Source organism: Solitalea canadensis DSM 3403, from assembly GCF_000242635.2.
In the GTDB taxonomy this organism is placed as follows: Bacteria; Bacteroidota; Bacteroidia; order Sphingobacteriales; family Sphingobacteriaceae; genus Solitalea; species Solitalea canadensis.
In genome coordinates, this window is the sequence record NC_017770.1 from 4,094,916 (window position 1) to 4,112,031 (window position 17,116).

Below are 17,116 nucleotides of genomic sequence, written 5' to 3' on the forward strand. Positions count from 1 at the left end.
TTAAATAATGAAGACCTACCTTCGTTTACTTTCATTTGCAAGACCCATTGGAAAATTTGCAATTCCCTATATACTTACCACACTTCTAGCTGTAATATTCGGAACGCTTAACCTTGCTCTTTTAATTCCGCTTTTAGAAACATTATTCAAAAGTGGGGCTGATACAATTCAGCACATACCATTGCCAGAGTTTAGCCTTAGTACAGATTATTTTAAAAATCTGTTTTATCATTACTTCAATGAAGCTGCTATTACAAAAGGTAAATTCGGAACTCTTGAGTTTGTATGCATAATCATTATTTCTTCAGCATTTTTAGCCAACTTATTCCGATATATTTCTCAACGGATTATGGAAGAGTTAAGAATTCATACGATTGAAAACTTACGAGTATCTGTTTTCAATAATATTATGAACCTTAATATTGGTTACTTTAATAATGAAAGAAAAGGAGATATAATTTCCAAAGTAGCTTCTGATGTGCAAGTAGTGCAATTTACAGTAACCAGCACATTACAGGTTATTTTTAAAGAGCCCCTTCAGCTAATTGCATTCTTCTATGCATTATTTGAAATATCTACAAGACTTACGCTGTTTTCATTACTTGTTGTTCCGGTTTCCGGCTTGTTAATTGCCGGCATTGTGAAAAGACTACGTCAACAGGCTAAAGAGTCACAAGAGCGTTTTGGCAATATGATAAGTTTCCTGGATGAGGCATTATCCGGCATTAAAATTATTAAGGCATTTAATGCAACTGCATTTATCAAAGATCGATTTACAAATGAGAACAAACAATATTCTAAGCTTTCAAGATCAATGGTGAAACGCCAGCAAATGGCATCTCCCCTTTCCGAATTCTTAGGTATTGCAACTGTGGCGGGAATACTCCTATATGGAGGGAATATCATCCTGAACAGTCAAGACTCAGGACTTACCGCATCTCAGTTTATCGTTTACATTGCTATTTTTTCACAAGTAACCAGACCTGCTAAGGCTATCTCTGAAGCTTTTACACAAATTCATCAAGGACTGGCTGCCGGAGAAAGAGTGTTGGATCTTATCAATACTCCTATTCCGATTGTTGATAAAGAAAATGCACTTATTGCTGATGCATTTAATAATAAAATTGAATTTAAGAACGTCAGTTTTTCTTATCATGAAAAGTTAGTTCTTGACAATGTAAGCTTTACTGTAGAAAAGGGGCAAACAGTTGCATTGGTGGGCCCATCAGGAAGTGGAAAAACTACAATTTGTGATTTAGTTCCTCGTTTTTATGATATTAAGGAAGGATCAATATTGTTTGATGGAACTGATTTACGAGAATTACAAGTAGATTCGATTAGAGGCCAAATAGGCATTGTTCCTCAGGAATCATTATTATTTAATGACACAATCTTCAACAATATAGCATTTGGCAAACTTGATGCAACAATGGAGGAAGTTGTTGCCGCAGCCAAAATCGCCAATGCGCATCAGTTCATTGTTAACTCCGATAAAGGGTATGATACCAATGTAGGTGATCGTGGTGCAAAACTATCCGGTGGGCAACGCCAACGCTTGTGTATAGCTAGAGCTGTTTTAGCCAACCCGCCAATTATGTTGTTAGATGAAGCTACATCTGCTTTAGATACAGAATCCGAAAAATTGGTTCAGGACGCATTGAATAATTTGATGCAAAATAGAACTTCATTAATTATTGCACATAGATTAAGTACGATTAAAAATGCAGATAAAATTATTGTTCTTGAACAAGGCAAAGTTCTTGAAGAAGGATCCCATAATGAACTTATAGAAAAAGAAGGCCTTTATTATAAATTGGTTAACATGCAATCATTCACAACCGAGGCTTAATCTCTCATAAATGCAATAACTAACCACCAAACCACGCATGGAAACTAAATTAAGTGTCATAATTTGTTGTTATAACAGCACTCATTTGTTAGAACCAACATTAAAGGCATTAGCATTACAAGAAAAAACAGAGAGCTTTAAATGGGAAATAATACTTGTAGATAATAATAGTAATGATAATACAACTGCTTTTGCTAAGAATGTTTGGGACAAGTTAAATTGTCCATTTACATTGAAGGTTGTTCAAGAGCCAAATCCAGGATTAATTCATGCAAGAGAAAAAGGTATCTCAGAATCTTCCGGAGACTTTCTTATCTTTTGCGATGATGACAACAGGCTCTCTGCACACTATGTACATACTGTTGTTGATGAGTTTGAAAAAAATGAACGTATAGCAGTTGTTGCCGGACGAGGTATTGCTGTTTTTGAAATCGATAAACCCGATTGGTTTGATGAATTTGCAATGAATTATGCTATTGGAAAACAAAAGGGTGCATTTTCAAAACTTAAAAATATTTATGGCGCTGGTATAGGAATAAGAAAATGTCATTTAGATACCCTTTATGCAGGTGGGTTTAGTCCGCTTTTAGTTGGACGAACAAAATCAATTCTGTTAGCAGGAGAGGATACTGAAATGATCTTTGCTCTTCAATTATTAAGAGTAAAAATCAGGTATAATAATGATTTAACATTTGAACACTTTCTTACAAGAAAACGTTTAACCTTTGACTACCTATGTTCCCTTAGAAAAGGAATCGGAGCAGCTAGACCTATTCTAAGATTATATGTTTTGGCACACAAAAACAGGTCCCTAGGGCTTTTCTATTTTCAACGTCAATTAATGAGTTGTTATTTAAGAATTGTAAGACAATACTTATTTCATTTTAGCAAGTCAGGAAGAAAAGCTCGCTTAGCTTACAATTTAGGTTATTTACATTCACTGAGAAGTTACAAAACTGAATTTTTGAATATGTATAATAAAATAATGATTCTTAAAGGGAATTTAAGGAAAATCCCTGATCATAAAAATAAATTGAAAAGTGGTTGATGGGATTATCAACCATTTTTCAATTCAATATCTATCTTAGTTTGTAATTTGATCTAAGAAACGCTGTTCTACGTTCTGAGGAAATTTACTTTCAAATAATTCAAAACTTCTTTTCCCCATTTTTTGCAAGTTCATTTTGTTGAGCCACAACAGCTCTAAAACTCTATCAATTTCATCATAGGAGGTATCTTCCGCAATCCATCCATTTTCATTCTCCAATACCCATTTAGGCATATCGCCAATACGGCTCGCAATTATTGGTCTTCCTACTGCCATGGCTTCTATAACTGCAATTGGCATCGCATCCTGACGTGTTATCTGTAATAAAACATGTGCATTATTTATCACTTCTTGTACATCTTTAGTAAATCCACGTAAAAACACTTTATTACCAAGTTCTGCCTTTGCAATCATTTTTTCTAACTGCTCTTTATCCGGCCCATTACCATAAAACTCTAATATCCAATCACGTTTTTTCCATTTCTCAGAAGACAATACTGTTATTAAACAATCCTGTGACTTGGTAGAAGAAATCAGGGCTGCCAGCATAATCATTTTTAAACTTTCATTCTCTGAAACTGCCAAATCGGAATATTTTGACTCAAAAGCTATTGGATTATAAATTAATTCAGAATTAGGAATAGAAAAGTTCAATTGTTTGGAAAGTACATGATGCATATGATTGGCAGCAAACAAATTGTGAGAAACAGCATTAAGTCTTTTTCTCATTTTATCGGCCTTTGAAGTTGAAAATACATACTTCTCAATGTAGTTATGGTATACTAATGAACTAACCTTACATTTAAAATCTATATCGTTCCATGGATCATTTACAATGTCCATAAATCCAGATTGATTAATCACAATATAGTCGTAATAATGTTTTTTTAAATCATTTACAACTTTATTAAGTTTATAGTTAGTTACATGTTTGGAGAATAATTTATAATATAATTTTTTAAAAAACTGTCTTTTCTTTTCACTAAAAGGAAGTAAAACAATTGTACACCCTGCTTGTCGTAAGACATCCAGCTTATCTTCCTTCCCTTTTAAATCAAAAATCGCACAACTTACCTGATACCCATTTTGAGCAGCATACAATGCTGTTTTATACCACAATTGCTCACTACCGCCCCAAGATGCGCCTTTTAATAACGAAATAAATAAGATTGATTTGTTACTCATTAACTGCTTTATTATTTAATACTTGATATCCAATCATTAATATTGGTAGAAAAATTACAAGACTTAACTAACTACAACTCAACCTAACTGTTTTTAGAATCCAGTCCTGATCATTTTTGTTTGATGTCGCTTCGTTCTGCCTCAGGCTCTAAATAAAGCCTTATTTAAACATGGAATGTCATGTGTTTTATTTTACATAAGCGAGACTTCTCCTAAAACAACATAACATTTCAATTTCTTTTTTATTTCTTTGCATAAAAATTTACATGGTTCTGAAAAGATAATCAGCGCCTAAATTAGTATGAATTATCCACTTATTTCAATTGCTCTTTGTTCTTACAATGGTGAAAAATATATTTCGAAACAGCTTACAAGTATAATTAACCAAACTTATAAAAATTTAGAGATTATAATTGTTGATGATTGTTCAAACGACCAAACCGTTAGTATTATAAAGGCTTTCCTTTCTTCCGATCCGCGAATCAAGCTATTTGTAAACGAAAAAAATATAGGTTTTAATAAGAACTTTGAGCAAGCAATAAATCTCTGCACTGGTGATTTTATTGCAATTAGTGACCAAGATGATATTTGGTTACCTAATAAAATAGAAACACTTATTAATTCACTGGGAGATAAAGGCATGGTCTTTTCTAATTCATTATTTATAGATGAAAACGATATCTCATTAAATACTCTCCTAATTGATCAGGACAGAAAAAAAGAAACGTATGAAACTTATAGAAATATCTTATTAAGCAATTTCGTAACCGGACACACAATTCTATTTAGAAAGGAAATGTTAGCCTATTTCCTGCCCTTTCCTCCTAATATTTTCTATGATTGGTGGATGGGATTCGTTATGCTATACGAAAATCAACTGGTTTATTGTCCAATGGTTCTGACAAATTATAGGATACATAAATCTTCTGTCATGAATAAGGAAACCGTAAAAATCCAGGAGAGTAGAAAAAATAAGTACAGGATAGAGACTACAACTATTTTCAATCAACTTAATAGCTTTAAGGAATACAAAGGTTTATCAGTAAAAGATCAGGCTTTTTTGAATAGATTGACAGAAGCTTTCAGAAAAAAAATGACAGGGTATTATTCTGCAACATTGTTTAGAATTATTCTGAAAAACTTTAGTGATTTATTTCCACTTCATATATCATCAAGACTGAAAAAAGTCCTGTTCCTGCAACGCTATTGCAGGGGCCTTAAGTTAACTGACATTGTTAGTCATTGATAAATATTAATCCTGATTTAAAGGCATTAATCTCACCCTAAAAAACACATCCCACAATCACAGCTATTTGAGGCATTTTTACCTTCAATTTTAATAGATTACAATCTCAATAAAATGAACAATAAAATAAAACCAATTGCAATATATTTACCACAATTTCATCCAATAAAAGAAAACAATGAATGGTGGGGACAAGGATTTACAGAATGGACAAATGTTACTAAATCTCTGCCGAAATTTAAAGGTCATTATCAACCACATTTACCTACAGATTTAGGGTTTTATGACCTAAGATTACATGACACGTTAATTGAGCAGGCCAAGCTTGCACAAGAGCATGGTATTTATGGTTTTTGCTTTTATCATTATTGGTTTAATGGTAAACTTCTATTAGAAACTCCATTACATAATTTGTTAAAAAACAAAACACCTGATTTTCCTTTTTGTCTTTGTTGGGCAAATGAAAATTGGACCAGAAGATGGGATGGGCTGGAAGAAGAAGTGTTAATTAAACAAGATCATACCATACAGGATGATTTAGAGCACATTAAATACCTCATCACCTTTTTCAAAGATGACAGATACATTAAGATTGAAAATAAACCTGTTCTGTTAGTTTACAGATCAGAGCTTCATCCACAAATAAATGAATGTACAAAGATGTGGAGAGAAGAGGTCCGAAAAGAAGGATTTGAAGATATCTACCTAATTAGAGTTGAGAATTTTGTAACAAATGTAAATCCTGAATCTCATGGATTCGATGCTGCAATGGAATTCGCTCCCAGTTTTTCAGGACAGTTAAAAAAGACATACAAAAAAAATGTCGCAAAATATCTTACAACTAAGGTGCTTGACAAATTAAAGATTCAAACAAGAGCAGATTTAAATAATAATATTTATGACTACAGGGATTTGATTGATTTAATGACCAATAGACCTGTTCCTACATATAAAAGATTCCGAGCGATTTGCCCTGGTTGGGATAATTCTGCTCGAAGAAAATCTAACGCCACGATATTCATTAATTCGAGCCCAAAATCTTATTCCGTGTGGTTAAAAGATATTATTGATTATACCAAAGAAAATTTCAGTGATGGGGAACAATTGTTTTTTATAAACGCTTGGAATGAATGGGCTGAGGGTTGTCATTTAGAACCTTGCATTAAATGGGGTAAAGCCTATTTAGAAGAAACTAAAAAAGTTGTTGAATCGAGATAACTCCAATTTCATTATCCCTATATCAAGACAAAATAACCATGAAAAAACATAAACTGCTAATAATTTCTCATGGAAGTACTTTAAATGGAGCCGAAAGAGCACTTTTTGAAACCATAAAAGCTCTTTCCTTGCGAGGCTATGAATTGTATGCGCTATTCCCTTATGAGGGTCCTATTATAGAAATGTGCTTACCTTTTTTAAAAAAACATTATATCACTAATGAAGTTGAGCCCTGGTGGCTATGTCGAAAGAAACTCACATTTTTACATAAGATAAAACGCTTTTTTGTTTTATTAAAAAATATTTGGATTAATTACAAATATATCAAGCTAATAGATCCCGACATTGTTATAACTAACACATTAACGACACCTTGCGCAGCCATAGGAAGTAAGTTTGCACAAAAAAAACACATCTGGTATTTACATGAACTTGGTGACGAAGATCATGGATTTCATTTTTTATTGGGAAAAAGGTTTTCATTACGAATGGTAAATTCATTATCCCAATCTGTTTTTTTGAATTCTTATTTTTTAGATTCAAAATTTAAAAGATGTATTGAGCAAAATAAGCGTTCTGTTGTCTATCAATCTGTTGAATTTACAAGTACTATTCCATCAAATAAAGCTAAAGAGAATTCATTAAGATTAATTCTCTCTGGACGTTTTGCTCCTGGGAAAGGTCAATTAGACGCCATTAAAGCGCTGAATATATTAAAGCAAAACAATGAAAATATAACACTTACATTAATAGGTTCAGGGGAAGACAGCTACTCATCGCAAGTAAGAGAGTACATTAAGAAGAACTCTCTGGAAGAACATGTTGAATTAGTTAACTTTGCGAAAAACACGTCACCTTACTATTCGCGTGCAAATGTTGCCCTTGTTTGTTCACGGTGTGAAGCTTTTGGTAGAATTACAATAGAGGCAATGAAAATGGGTGTAGTAGTTATAGCTTCGGACACTGGAGCTAACACCGAATTAATAAGAGATAACTTTAATGGCATACTTTATCAGTATGGCAATATTGAAGATTTAGCAAAGAAAATAATTTTAACAAAAGATAGTAAACTAAGAGAAAGATTATCTGAACAAGCAAATAAATGGGCCAATGATACCTTCAATTTAGAAAAATATTCATATAAACTAGATTCAGAAATTAAGAGGGTACTTGAATTACCACTTTAGATATCATTAAGATTTTGACTAATCATAATAAATTCTGCATACATCCTAGACATTGGCAAGATTGGTCTTGACACTCCCATACGATGCAACAGGACCCTACATTGCAATACACACCTTCTGCAAAATGGTAGTAGACTAATGCCTACTCCCATTTAAATTGAAATGTATTAGTTACTAAGCATGAGCCTAGTGTTTTAAGAAGAATGTTACTAAATAATAGCCTTTATAATTGTGGTTTTGCATAATTAATTACCCAAACTCCATCATTTTGTTTTACACTCAAATTAGCTTTTCCATCGCCGTCGTAATCAGCTTGTGCATTATGCGACATAGAATCGCCAAATCCATAGGCTACAGCATTAAATTTTCCAAATTGATCTTTTGCGTAGTCAATATACCATTCACCTTTGTTATTTCTAATTGCTAAATCTGCCTTTCCATCGCCATCATAATCGGCTGGACAAGGTTTATCCGATGAGCTTGAACCATAACCATTAAATGACATATCCCATGCCCCAAATCCATTAGATGCATAATCAATATACCATATTCCATTAGTTGAATTCTTAATACTCAAATCTGCCTTGCCGTCGCCGTCATAATCCGCAGGAACTGGAAATTCTTGACCTGTGAAGCCGTAATTACTATAATTGATATCCCATTTACCAAATCCATTTGATGCATAGTCAATATTCCATTTACCTTGGCCATTTCTTATGGATAAATCTGCTTTCCCATCGCCATCATAATCGGCAGGACAAGGAATATCAGTTGAGCTAGATCCATAACCACCATAAGAAACATCAAATCGTCCAAAACCATTGGATGCATAGTCGATATACCATATTCCGGTATTTGAATCTTTAATACTTAAGTCAGCTTTTCCGTCTCCATCGTAATCTTCAGGAACCGGTACTGCCCCAACAGATGTACCATAACCAGAAAAAGAAGAGTCCCAATTCCCGAATCCATTAGAAGCATAATCAATATACCATACGCCAGCTTTATCTTTAATACTTAGATCAGTCTTTCCATCTCCATCATAATCGGCTGGTACTGCAATTGCATCAGATGAAGATCCATAATTCGGAAAGGATCTTATTGTTGAGGGATAAAAACTCAAAACATCAATCTGGCAAAATCCACCTTTAATTGTATGCGGTTTAGGGTTTGGCTCAATATTAGGATCATACGTAGTATAGGTACACCGAACCTCGACATTTAAAGGTCCTGTTATAGGATAAGGAATTTTTACGTCTGCAACATTTTCGCCATGAGTTGTTTTATATATATAAAAGAAATCACCCGTTGGTCCGATAGAGAATTGCCATTCTGTAATACCTGGATTAGGCGCTTCATAGTTTAACTTAACACGATAGGTATAGTATTCCAAATTAATTCCGATTAACTCAATACTGGGATAAATTGTACCATTAGGAAAGGAACCAGGTATTCGTTCTATACTTTTACTATCATTAACAGATAAAGAATCAATATAAGCGTTAACTATTATTCCTTTATTGTTGGTGTTATTAATTGTTTCCCTAATTGGACCTATTTCCTCTTTCTTACAAGAAACAAAAGATAGACAAACCATAAGTAGCCCTAAAAGGCTCTTTAATGAAATTTTCATAAAATGTGTAATTAGATGTTAATATGTTTTTCCCGGGAAGATTTAAACTGTTGCTATGTTACTTAATAAATCAATATTGCCCCAAACTGCAATTATTTTTGTTACACAAACTCTTAACGAAGGCCTATTGTCGATCTTTTTGTTGCAACAAAAAGAGTGGAAACAAAAAATGCCCGACTGTTAGGTCGGGCATTTTATATCTGAATGAAGAATGATTATAACTTACGTTTTACTTCTACTTCTTCGTATGCTTCGATGATGTCACCTTCTTTGATGTCATTGAATCCTTTAATATTCAAACCACATTCGTAACCGGCAGCAACTTCTTTTACGTCGTCTTTGAAACGTTTTAATGATTCAAGTTCGCCATTGTGAACCACTACTCCATCACGCACTATGCGGATTTTACTATTACGGTTGATCTTACCATCCAATACCATACATCCTGCAATGGTACCAACTTTACTAATTTTGAAGGTTTCACGAATTTCAACGTTAGCAACCACTTTCTCTTCAATTTCAGGAGAAAGCATGCCTTCCATCGCCAACTTGATTTCTTCAATAGCTTTGTAGATAACCGAGTACATGCGGATATCGATTTGCTCTTGTTCTGCAAGCTTACGCGCACTGGCAGAAGGACGAACCTGGAAACCAATGATAATCGCGTCTGAAGCTGATGCTAACAATACATCAGACTCTGAAATCTGACCAACCGATTTGTGAATGATATTAACCTGAATCTCTTCAGTTGAAAGTTTCAGTAATGAGTCTGATAATGCCTCAACAGAACCATCCACGTCACCTTTAACGATAATATTAAGCTCCTTGAAGTTACCGATAGCCAAACGACGACCGATCTCATCCAATGTAATATGTTTTTGAGTACGTAACCCTTGCTCACGCAATAACTGCATACGTTTGTTTGCAATTTCTTTTGCGTCCTGCTCAGATTTAGCCTCAATAAACTTATCACCCGCCTGAGGAGCACCTTGCATACCCAGTACTAATACTGGCGCTGAAGGGCCTGCCTTCTCAACCTTAACACCACGCTCATTGAACATTGCCTTAACTCTACCATGATAAGAACCTGCTAAAATAGGATCTCCCATGTTCAATGTTCCTGTCTGAATAAGCACTGTAGTAACAATACCACGGCCTTTATCCAAAGCTGCTTCAATTACTGTACCGACAGCTCTTCTATTAGGGTTAGCCTTTAATTCTAATAACTCTGCTTCGAGTAATACTTTCTCTAATAAAAGTTCAATGTTTAATCCTTTTTTAGCTGAGATCTCTTGAGTTTGATACTTACCACCCCACTCCTCAACTAAGATATTCATTGCTGAAAGTTGCTCACGTATTCTGTCTGCATTAGCTCCTTCCCTATCAATCTTATTGAACGCAAATACAATAGGAACCCCTGCTGCCTGAGCGTGATTGATCGCCTCTACTGTTTGAGGCATTACGGCATCGTCTGCAGCAATTACAATAATCGCAATGTCTGTAATCTTGGCACCACGTGCACGCATGGCTGTAAATGCCTCGTGACCTGGAGTATCAAGGAAAGTAATTTTCTTGCCGTTCTCTAATTTCACTTCATATGCTCCGATGTGCTGGGTAATCCCTCCTGCCTCACCAGCAATAACGTTAGCCTTACGAATAAAGTCAAGCAATGAAGTTTTACCGTGGTCAACGTGACCCATTACAGTAACAATTGGTGAACGATCAACTAAGTCTGCCGGATCATCAACATCCTCTTCTAACTCTTCCTGAACATCTGCAGTAACAAACTCTACAGTATATCCGAATTCATCGGCAACGATTGTTAATGTTTCAGCATCCAGACGTTGGTTAATTGAAACGAACATACCTAATGACATACATGTTGCAATAACTTTTGTTACTGGAACATCCATCATATTCGCTAATTCGTTTGCAGTAACGAACTCTGTTACTTTTAATATTTTCGATTCAAGTTCGTCTTGCATCATTTGCTCTTCACGAGATTGTGCATAGTCATCACGTTTCTGACGACGGTGCTTACGTCCCGCTGCAAATTTGCTTTTACCGGCTCCGGTAAGTTTAGCAAGCGTTTGCTTGATTTGTTCTTGAACTTTTTTCTCGTCAATTTCTTCTTTCTCCGGACGAGCATTGCCTGTTCCACGGTTATCGTGACGATTTGGTTGATTTCTATCAAATCTTCTTTCACCGCCGTGACCATGACGCTGTCCTCCTCCGTGTTGGCCTTGACCCTGACCCTGACCTTGACCACCACCTTGATGTTGGCCTCCGCCTTGTCCTTGTCCGCCGCCTTGACCCTGACGTTGTCCGCCTTGTCCTTGACCACCTTGGCGATTGAAATGACCACCCTGACGTTGTCCGCCTTGTCCTTGTCCTCCACCTTGGCCCTGACCACCTTGTCCTTGACCTTGATTGGTGCCCTGTTGTTGGCCATGACCACCCTGCTGACCACCATCTTTGCGCTTACGTTTACGTTTATGGCGATCATTGTCAGAAGATGACGCTACTGGCTGACTTTTACGTTCAACTGGTAACTGAATTTTTCCAACGATGTTTGGTCCGCTTAACCGTTGTGCACGGGCGCGAATTACTTCATCTTCCGAAGCTGCCGCTTCCTCTTTAGCAGGGGCAGTTTCTGCTTTTGGCCTGTTCTCAACCTGAACTGGTTTCTCAGTTTGCTTGGTCTCATGAACAGGAGTTTTTAATTCTTGCACAATTTCCTGTTTTGGTTCTTTAATTTCCACCGGCTTTTCAGTTTTCGCTTCAACTACCGGCTTTTCTTCAGAAACCTCAACAGGTAAGCTTTTTTCTTTTTCTTGCTTAACTGTCTGTTCTTCATTCTGAACCTGTTTTTCTACAACTGGTTCATCTTTGACAAGCTTTTTCTTAGGATTTAAAGCGTCAAGATCGATTTTTCCGACAACTTTAACACCTGGAATATCTTCGTTCTCTGTAACCGGAGTAATTTCCGGACCCGAAGTAGTTGGTTGAGCCGGAGTAGGTTCTACTACTCTGGATTCTTCTTTTTGTTTTTCGACAACAGGCTGAGCATGAGTAATATTTTTAATTAAAATCTCCTCTGTCTCCTCCTCTTTAATTTTTGGCTTTTCTAATAGCGTTTCATCGATAGATACTTCGTCACGACGTACCTTTCCCACATGAATATGCTTAGCCTCTTCCTTAATAATTTTTCCAAGCTGGAACTCCTTCTGCAACACAGCATACATCTCGTCGTTGATCTTGGTTGTAGGTTTCCCATCCACCGCATAACCTTTCTTATTAAGGTGATCAACAGCTGTATTAAGGCCGATATTGAGTTCCTTTGCTACTTTAAATAATTGATATTGTTTGTCTTCTGACATTCCGTACGTTTAGAATTTCGACTGTAAAAATAGTTATAAGTTCTCAGTTAATATCTATTAAAGCTTATTTAACTGATTATCTTATTATTATAGCATTGCATGTTGATTAACAGAGGCAACTTTAACAAGGTTATCATCACAACAACCGCAACAAATATGCTAAAATCCTTTGGCTTTAGACTAAGTTTTAAGGATTTAGAATAGAAAGCCTATTCTAAATCCTTAAATATTATGATTTATTCAAATTCTGAACGAAGAACCTGCAATACTTCTTTAATAGTTTCTTCTTCCAGATCTGTACGTTTTACAAGCTCAGCTACAGAAAGTGCCAATACACTTTTAGCACTATCACAACCAATTGCTTTTAACTCATCAATTACCCAGCTATCAATTTCATCTGAGAATTCTTCTAAGTCAACGTCTTCCTCATCTTCATCTTCCGCATCACGGAATACATCTATCTCATATCCCGTCAATTTACCGGCCAATTTAATGTTATGACCACCTTTACCAATTGCCAATGATACCTGGTCTGGTTTTAGGAATACTGAAGCATGTTTTTTGTCTTCATTAATCTTAATAGTGGTAATTTTAGCTGGACTCAAAGCACGAGTGATATACAATGACGCATTATTGGTGTAGTTAATAACGTCAATATTCTCATTTCTTAATTCACGAACAATACCGTGAATACGAGAACCTTTCATACCTACACAAGCACCAACCGGATCAATACGATCATCAAAAGATTCAACTGCGACTTTAGCGCGCTCTCCCGGCTCACGAACAATTTTCTTGATACTGATAAGTCCGTCAAAAATTTCAGGGACTTCCAGCTCAAATAAACGCTGTAAGAAAGCAGGAGCTGTACGAGAAATAATAATTTTCGGGTTATTGTTGATCATTTCAACCTTTGCAACAACCGCACGGATACTATCTCCTTTTTTGTAGAAATCGGCAGGAATTTGCTCCGTTTTAGGAAGCAACAACTCATTACCTTCTTCATCAAGTACTAAAATTTCTTTTTTCCATACCTGATAAACCTCACCCACTACTATCTCTCCAACACGATCTTTATATTTTTTGTAAATATCGTCTTTCTCAAGCTCCATGATTCTCGAAACCAAGGTCTGACGAGCCGCTAAAATAGCACGGCGTCCAAAACTTTCAAGAGTGATCTGTTCAATGGCATCATCCCCAACCTCTAAATCAGGATCAATAAGTTTTGCTTCAGCAAGCTCTACTTCAAGTGCATCATCTTCTGAAAACCCATCTTCCATTACTTTACGTGTACGCCAAATCTCAAGGTCTCCATTTTCGGTGTTCAAAATCACGTCGCAGTTTTCATCGGTACCATATTTACGACGTAACATGCTACGGAAAACGTCTTCCAACACGCTCATCATCGTTGGTCTGTCGATGTTTTTAAATTGCTTAAACTCCGAAAAAGAGTCGATCAAATTGATATTACTACTCATTTTTTTTAAAACTTATCTGTAATTAATAATCCTCGCGGACTACTCAATATGTCTTTTACTTAATTATATTCTATTTAAAGCTTACAGTTACCTTAATCTCAGTAATTTGATCAAAAGTATATTGATTTTCAACCTGTAGCGCTTTTTTGCCTTTCTCTTTTACAGTTTCTTCAATTGTAACTGCTGAATCTGTAGCTGCAATAAGTTTCCCTTCTTTCTTAGATCCGTCATTGAACTTTATCACAACAGTACGCCCAATATTTTTCACAAACTGACGATTAAGTTTTAATGGATAATCTAAACCAGGCGAAGAAACTTCTAAGGTGTAAGCGTGATCAATTAAGTTTTCTTCTTCAACATGAAAACCAACATGTCTGCTAATTGCTGCACATTTATCAATCTCTACCCCTTTATCACCATCTATAAGGATCATTAATTTATTGTTTGGCAACATTTTAATGTCGACAATAAACAAATCTGTACCGGCAATTTTTTCCTCAACTAAGGATGTTACTCTATTAATTACTGCACTCATCTAATTGCTTAATAAACAAAAGAGGGGACTCTGTCCCCTCTTTTTTCTCTTTTGCAGTGCAAAGATACTATTTTTTTAGTTCAATGCAAAACCTTTTACTTTCAACGGCTTACAAAGATTATTTAGTGTTCAGTAATTGCCTTGCGGTTTCTTCTACCATTGGTGATTTATCTTTAGTGGCTTCAGTATATACTGTTTTGTTATCCTTTGATTTATACACTTGTGACAGAATGCCTAATGCTGCAGCACGAACGTAGGATTTACTATCGGTCTTAGCCAAATTAACCATAAGAGGATAGAATTGTTCTTTAGCTTCAGCTGTTAATCCGGCAACACTTTGAACAGCAAAAATACGAACACCCCAAACTTTATCGCTTAATGCCTTTCTAAGAATTTCCTGTACATCAGAAAATGAGCTGTAATATTCAAGATTTGAAAGCGCTTCTATTTTATCCATAAATAAGGGCGCATTATTGTATAAAGCTATCCACTCTTCGCGTGTTTTAGTCTCGCGTTTCAAGCCTAGCAACATTTTCTCGGCATCAAAGTTTACTACCAATGGCTTTTTATCATAGTTGAAGGTAAATTTCTGTGCTGCTTTATTAATAACAACTCGTTTACGTTCAACCTTTCCATCAACATAAAAATCAACATCTACAGGAAGCTTATACAATGGTGAATTATCAAAGTTTTGCAACTGAGCAACATTAATTTCCACCTGTTTTGTTGCTTCATTATAGGTTGTTGCTACACTTAATTCTGGATGACCGGCCGCTAAAAACCATTGATTAAAGAACCAGTTAAGGTCTTCACCCGTAACTTTTTCAAATGCCATTCTCAGATCATGAATCTCAGCAGTTGAGAACCGGTGGTCGTTCAGGTAATTCTTCAGTGCCGTAAAGAATGCATCATCACCAACATATTTGCGAAGCATGTGCAAAACTCGACCACCCTTTTGATAGGAGACCAAATCAAACATTTTTTCCCGATCATCGAGATTAAAGCGAATCAAATCCTTTGATGCATCATCCTTTGAACTAACATAGGCCATCATATCCATTTGGCTCTTAATATCAGCTTCAGCTCTTCCATACTTATATTCATACCACAAGTATTCTCCATAGGTCGCAAACGACTCATTTAATGGCAAATTTGGCCACGATTCACATGTCACAAGATCGCCAAACCAATGGTGAAATAATTCGTGACAGATAATATCCTCATGTGTTTCATCTAAGTACTCACGATCTGTCATATTTAGGCGATCAAAATGGACAGTTGCTGAGGTATTTTCCATAGCTCCAGAAACAAAATCGCGGACTACAATTTGTGAATATTTATCCCACGCATAATCTACACCCATTTTTTTTGAATAGAATTCTATCATTTCTGGCGTATTGCCAAAAACGAGCTTTGCATACTTTTCGAACTTCGGCTCCACATAGTAATTCACCTCAATATTTCTCCATTTATCCTTTACAACTGCAAAGTCACCTACAGCTATCATTGTAAGATAAGTACTGTGCATTTTATCTTGTTTCCAAGTATCAGTATGTGTACCATCTCCATTGTCTTTTGAAGTGATCATTAATCCATTTGACAGTGTTACATATTTTTTGTCAACTGTAAGTGAAATTTCCTGTGTGTGCTTTTCTTGCGGTCCATCAATTGTAGGAAACCAACACGAATTAGCTTCAGTCTCACCCTGAGTCCATATTTGTTTAGGTTTCTCAGGATCTTTACCATCATTATTGATAAAGTATAACCCTTTGTCTTGAGTAATAGCTTCACTTCCCTTCACAATGATCTTGTTAGGCATGGCTACGTAATCCACAGCAATCGTGTACTCATCATTCCGTGTATAGGTTTTATCCAATTTTACCTTAATCGATTTACCATCGTAATCGTACTTAAGAGACTGCTTCCCTCCCGATGTAATTAATGCTACTTCATTAATTTTAAAACCCTTGGCACTTAATTTCAATGAATCCGTTGGATAGAAGTATGGTTTAAATTTTAACTGGGCTTTACCCAAAACAAAGGCACTATCCCAATTAAACTTTAAATCTAGCTTAGTACTGATCAAATCATTGATGGATGTGTACGTCGCAAAATACACTCTATTCTTGTGAAGAGAGTCAGTTTTTGTCAAAGTTTGATTAGAATTCGCACTAACAACCATTTCTGGCAACTGTATGTGTTTTGTTGATGAACATGCTGCCAGTGAAATAAATATCGCACCAGTTACTAATAAATGTTTTTTGATCATGCTTCTTATATCTATTTAAGTAGAAATCTATACTAAAAATAAAAATCCCATTGGTTTTCGGAAGAAACAAGTATAAGTTCTTTATTCC

The 17,116-nt window shown here is 35.6% G+C and carries 11 protein-coding genes; 5 read left to right on the forward strand and 6 right to left on the reverse strand.

Features of this window, described 5'->3' with window-relative positions:
* The first annotated feature begins 7 nt into the window (after window positions 1-7).
* Together SOLCA_RS17040 and SOLCA_RS17045 are read left to right on the forward strand one after the other, a co-directional pair.
* Window positions 8-1,849: an ABC transporter ATP-binding protein gene (locus SOLCA_RS17040; protein ID WP_014681707.1), complete on the forward strand. Its 1,842-nt coding sequence runs from the start codon at window positions 8-10 to the stop codon at window positions 1,847-1,849.
* Between the two features lie 37 nt (window positions 1,850-1,886).
* On the forward strand, window positions 1,887-2,897 hold the full coding sequence (locus SOLCA_RS17045; protein ID WP_014681708.1) for a glycosyltransferase: 1,011 nt from the start codon (window positions 1,887-1,889) through the stop codon (window positions 2,895-2,897).
* Between the two features lie 36 nt (window positions 2,898-2,933).
* On the opposite strand, the gene SOLCA_RS17050 is transcribed toward SOLCA_RS17045, so the two are convergent.
* Complete coding sequence (locus tag SOLCA_RS17050; protein ID WP_014681709.1) at window positions 2,934-4,082, reverse strand: glycosyltransferase family 4 protein; 1,149 nt, start codon at window positions 4,080-4,082, stop codon at window positions 2,934-2,936.
* Window positions 4,083-4,383: 301 nt separating this feature from the next.
* Between SOLCA_RS17050 and SOLCA_RS17055 the strand changes: the two genes are divergently transcribed.
* The 3 genes from SOLCA_RS17055 to SOLCA_RS17065 all read left to right on the forward strand — a co-directional run bounded on the left by SOLCA_RS17055 (window position 4,384) and on the right by SOLCA_RS17065 (window position 7,733).
* A complete protein-coding gene (locus SOLCA_RS17055; RefSeq protein WP_014681710.1) occupies window positions 4,384-5,328 on the forward strand; it encodes a glycosyltransferase family 2 protein in 945 nt (314 codons plus the stop codon).
* A 114-nt stretch (window positions 5,329-5,442) separates the two neighbouring features.
* Window positions 5,443-6,546: a glycoside hydrolase family 99-like domain-containing protein gene (locus SOLCA_RS17060; protein WP_014681711.1), complete on the forward strand. Its 1,104-nt coding sequence runs from the start codon at window positions 5,443-5,445 to the stop codon at window positions 6,544-6,546.
* 38 nt (window positions 6,547-6,584) lie between these two features.
* On the forward strand, window positions 6,585-7,733 hold the full coding sequence (locus tag SOLCA_RS17065) for a glycosyltransferase (RefSeq protein WP_014681712.1): 1,149 nt from the start codon (window positions 6,585-6,587) through the stop codon (window positions 7,731-7,733).
* 223 nt (window positions 7,734-7,956) lie between these two features.
* Here SOLCA_RS17065 and SOLCA_RS17070 read toward each other — a convergent pair whose 3' ends face one another.
* The 5 genes from SOLCA_RS17070 to SOLCA_RS17090 form a co-directional block, all read right to left on the reverse strand.
* A complete protein-coding gene (locus SOLCA_RS17070; protein ID WP_014681713.1) occupies window positions 7,957-9,366 on the reverse strand; it encodes an FG-GAP repeat domain-containing protein in 1,410 nt (469 codons plus the stop codon).
* A gap of 215 nt (window positions 9,367-9,581) precedes the next feature.
* The gene (gene infB / locus SOLCA_RS17075) at window positions 9,582-12,746 is read right to left on the reverse strand and encodes a translation initiation factor IF-2 (RefSeq protein WP_014681714.1); all 3,165 of its coding nucleotides are present in this window, start codon (window positions 12,744-12,746) and stop codon (window positions 9,582-9,584) included.
* Between the two features lie 236 nt (window positions 12,747-12,982).
* Window positions 12,983-14,224, reverse strand: coding sequence for a transcription termination factor NusA (gene nusA, locus SOLCA_RS17080; protein ID WP_014681715.1), 1,242 nt, complete (start codon window positions 14,222-14,224; stop codon window positions 12,983-12,985).
* Window positions 14,225-14,294: 70 nt separating this feature from the next.
* Window positions 14,295-14,759 carry a ribosome maturation factor RimP gene (locus SOLCA_RS17085; protein WP_014681716.1) on the reverse strand — a complete coding sequence of 155 codons (465 nt, stop codon included), beginning with the start codon at window positions 14,757-14,759 and terminating at the stop codon, window positions 14,295-14,297.
* Window positions 14,760-14,877: 118 nt separating this feature from the next.
* Entirely contained in the window at window positions 14,878-17,028 is a 2,151-nt protein-coding gene (locus SOLCA_RS17090) for a M1 family metallopeptidase (RefSeq protein WP_014681717.1), read from the reverse strand.
* Window positions 17,029-17,116: the final 88 nt, after the last annotated feature.

What these genes read in the sequence shown, in the direction of transcription:
- SOLCA_RS17040 (WP_014681707.1), top strand. Translation starts at nt 8, where the DNA reads ATGAAGACCTACCTTCGTTTACTTTCATTTGCAAGACCCATTGGAAAA.
- SOLCA_RS17045 (WP_014681708.1), top strand. Translation starts at nt 1,887, where the DNA reads ATGGAAACTAAATTAAGTGTCATAATTTGTTGTTATAACAGCACTCAT.
- SOLCA_RS17050 (WP_014681709.1), bottom strand. Translation starts at nt 4,082, where the DNA reads ATGAGTAACAAATCAATCTTATTTATTTCGTTATTAAAAGGCGCATCT.
- SOLCA_RS17055 (WP_014681710.1), top strand. Translation starts at nt 4,384, where the DNA reads ATGAATTATCCACTTATTTCAATTGCTCTTTGTTCTTACAATGGTGAA.
- SOLCA_RS17060 (WP_014681711.1), top strand. Translation starts at nt 5,443, where the DNA reads ATGAACAATAAAATAAAACCAATTGCAATATATTTACCACAATTTCAT.
- SOLCA_RS17065 (WP_014681712.1), top strand. Translation starts at nt 6,585, where the DNA reads ATGAAAAAACATAAACTGCTAATAATTTCTCATGGAAGTACTTTAAAT.
- SOLCA_RS17070 (WP_014681713.1), bottom strand. Translation starts at nt 9,366, where the DNA reads ATGAAAATTTCATTAAAGAGCCTTTTAGGGCTACTTATGGTTTGTCTA.
- infB (WP_014681714.1), bottom strand. Translation starts at nt 12,746, where the DNA reads ATGTCAGAAGACAAACAATATCAATTATTTAAAGTAGCAAAGGAACTC.
- nusA (WP_014681715.1), bottom strand. Translation starts at nt 14,224, where the DNA reads ATGAGTAGTAATATCAATTTGATCGACTCTTTTTCGGAGTTTAAGCAA.
- SOLCA_RS17085 (WP_014681716.1), bottom strand. Translation starts at nt 14,759, where the DNA reads ATGAGTGCAGTAATTAATAGAGTAACATCCTTAGTTGAGGAAAAAATT.
- SOLCA_RS17090 (WP_014681717.1), bottom strand. Translation starts at nt 17,028, where the DNA reads ATGATCAAAAAACATTTATTAGTAACTGGTGCGATATTTATTTCACTG.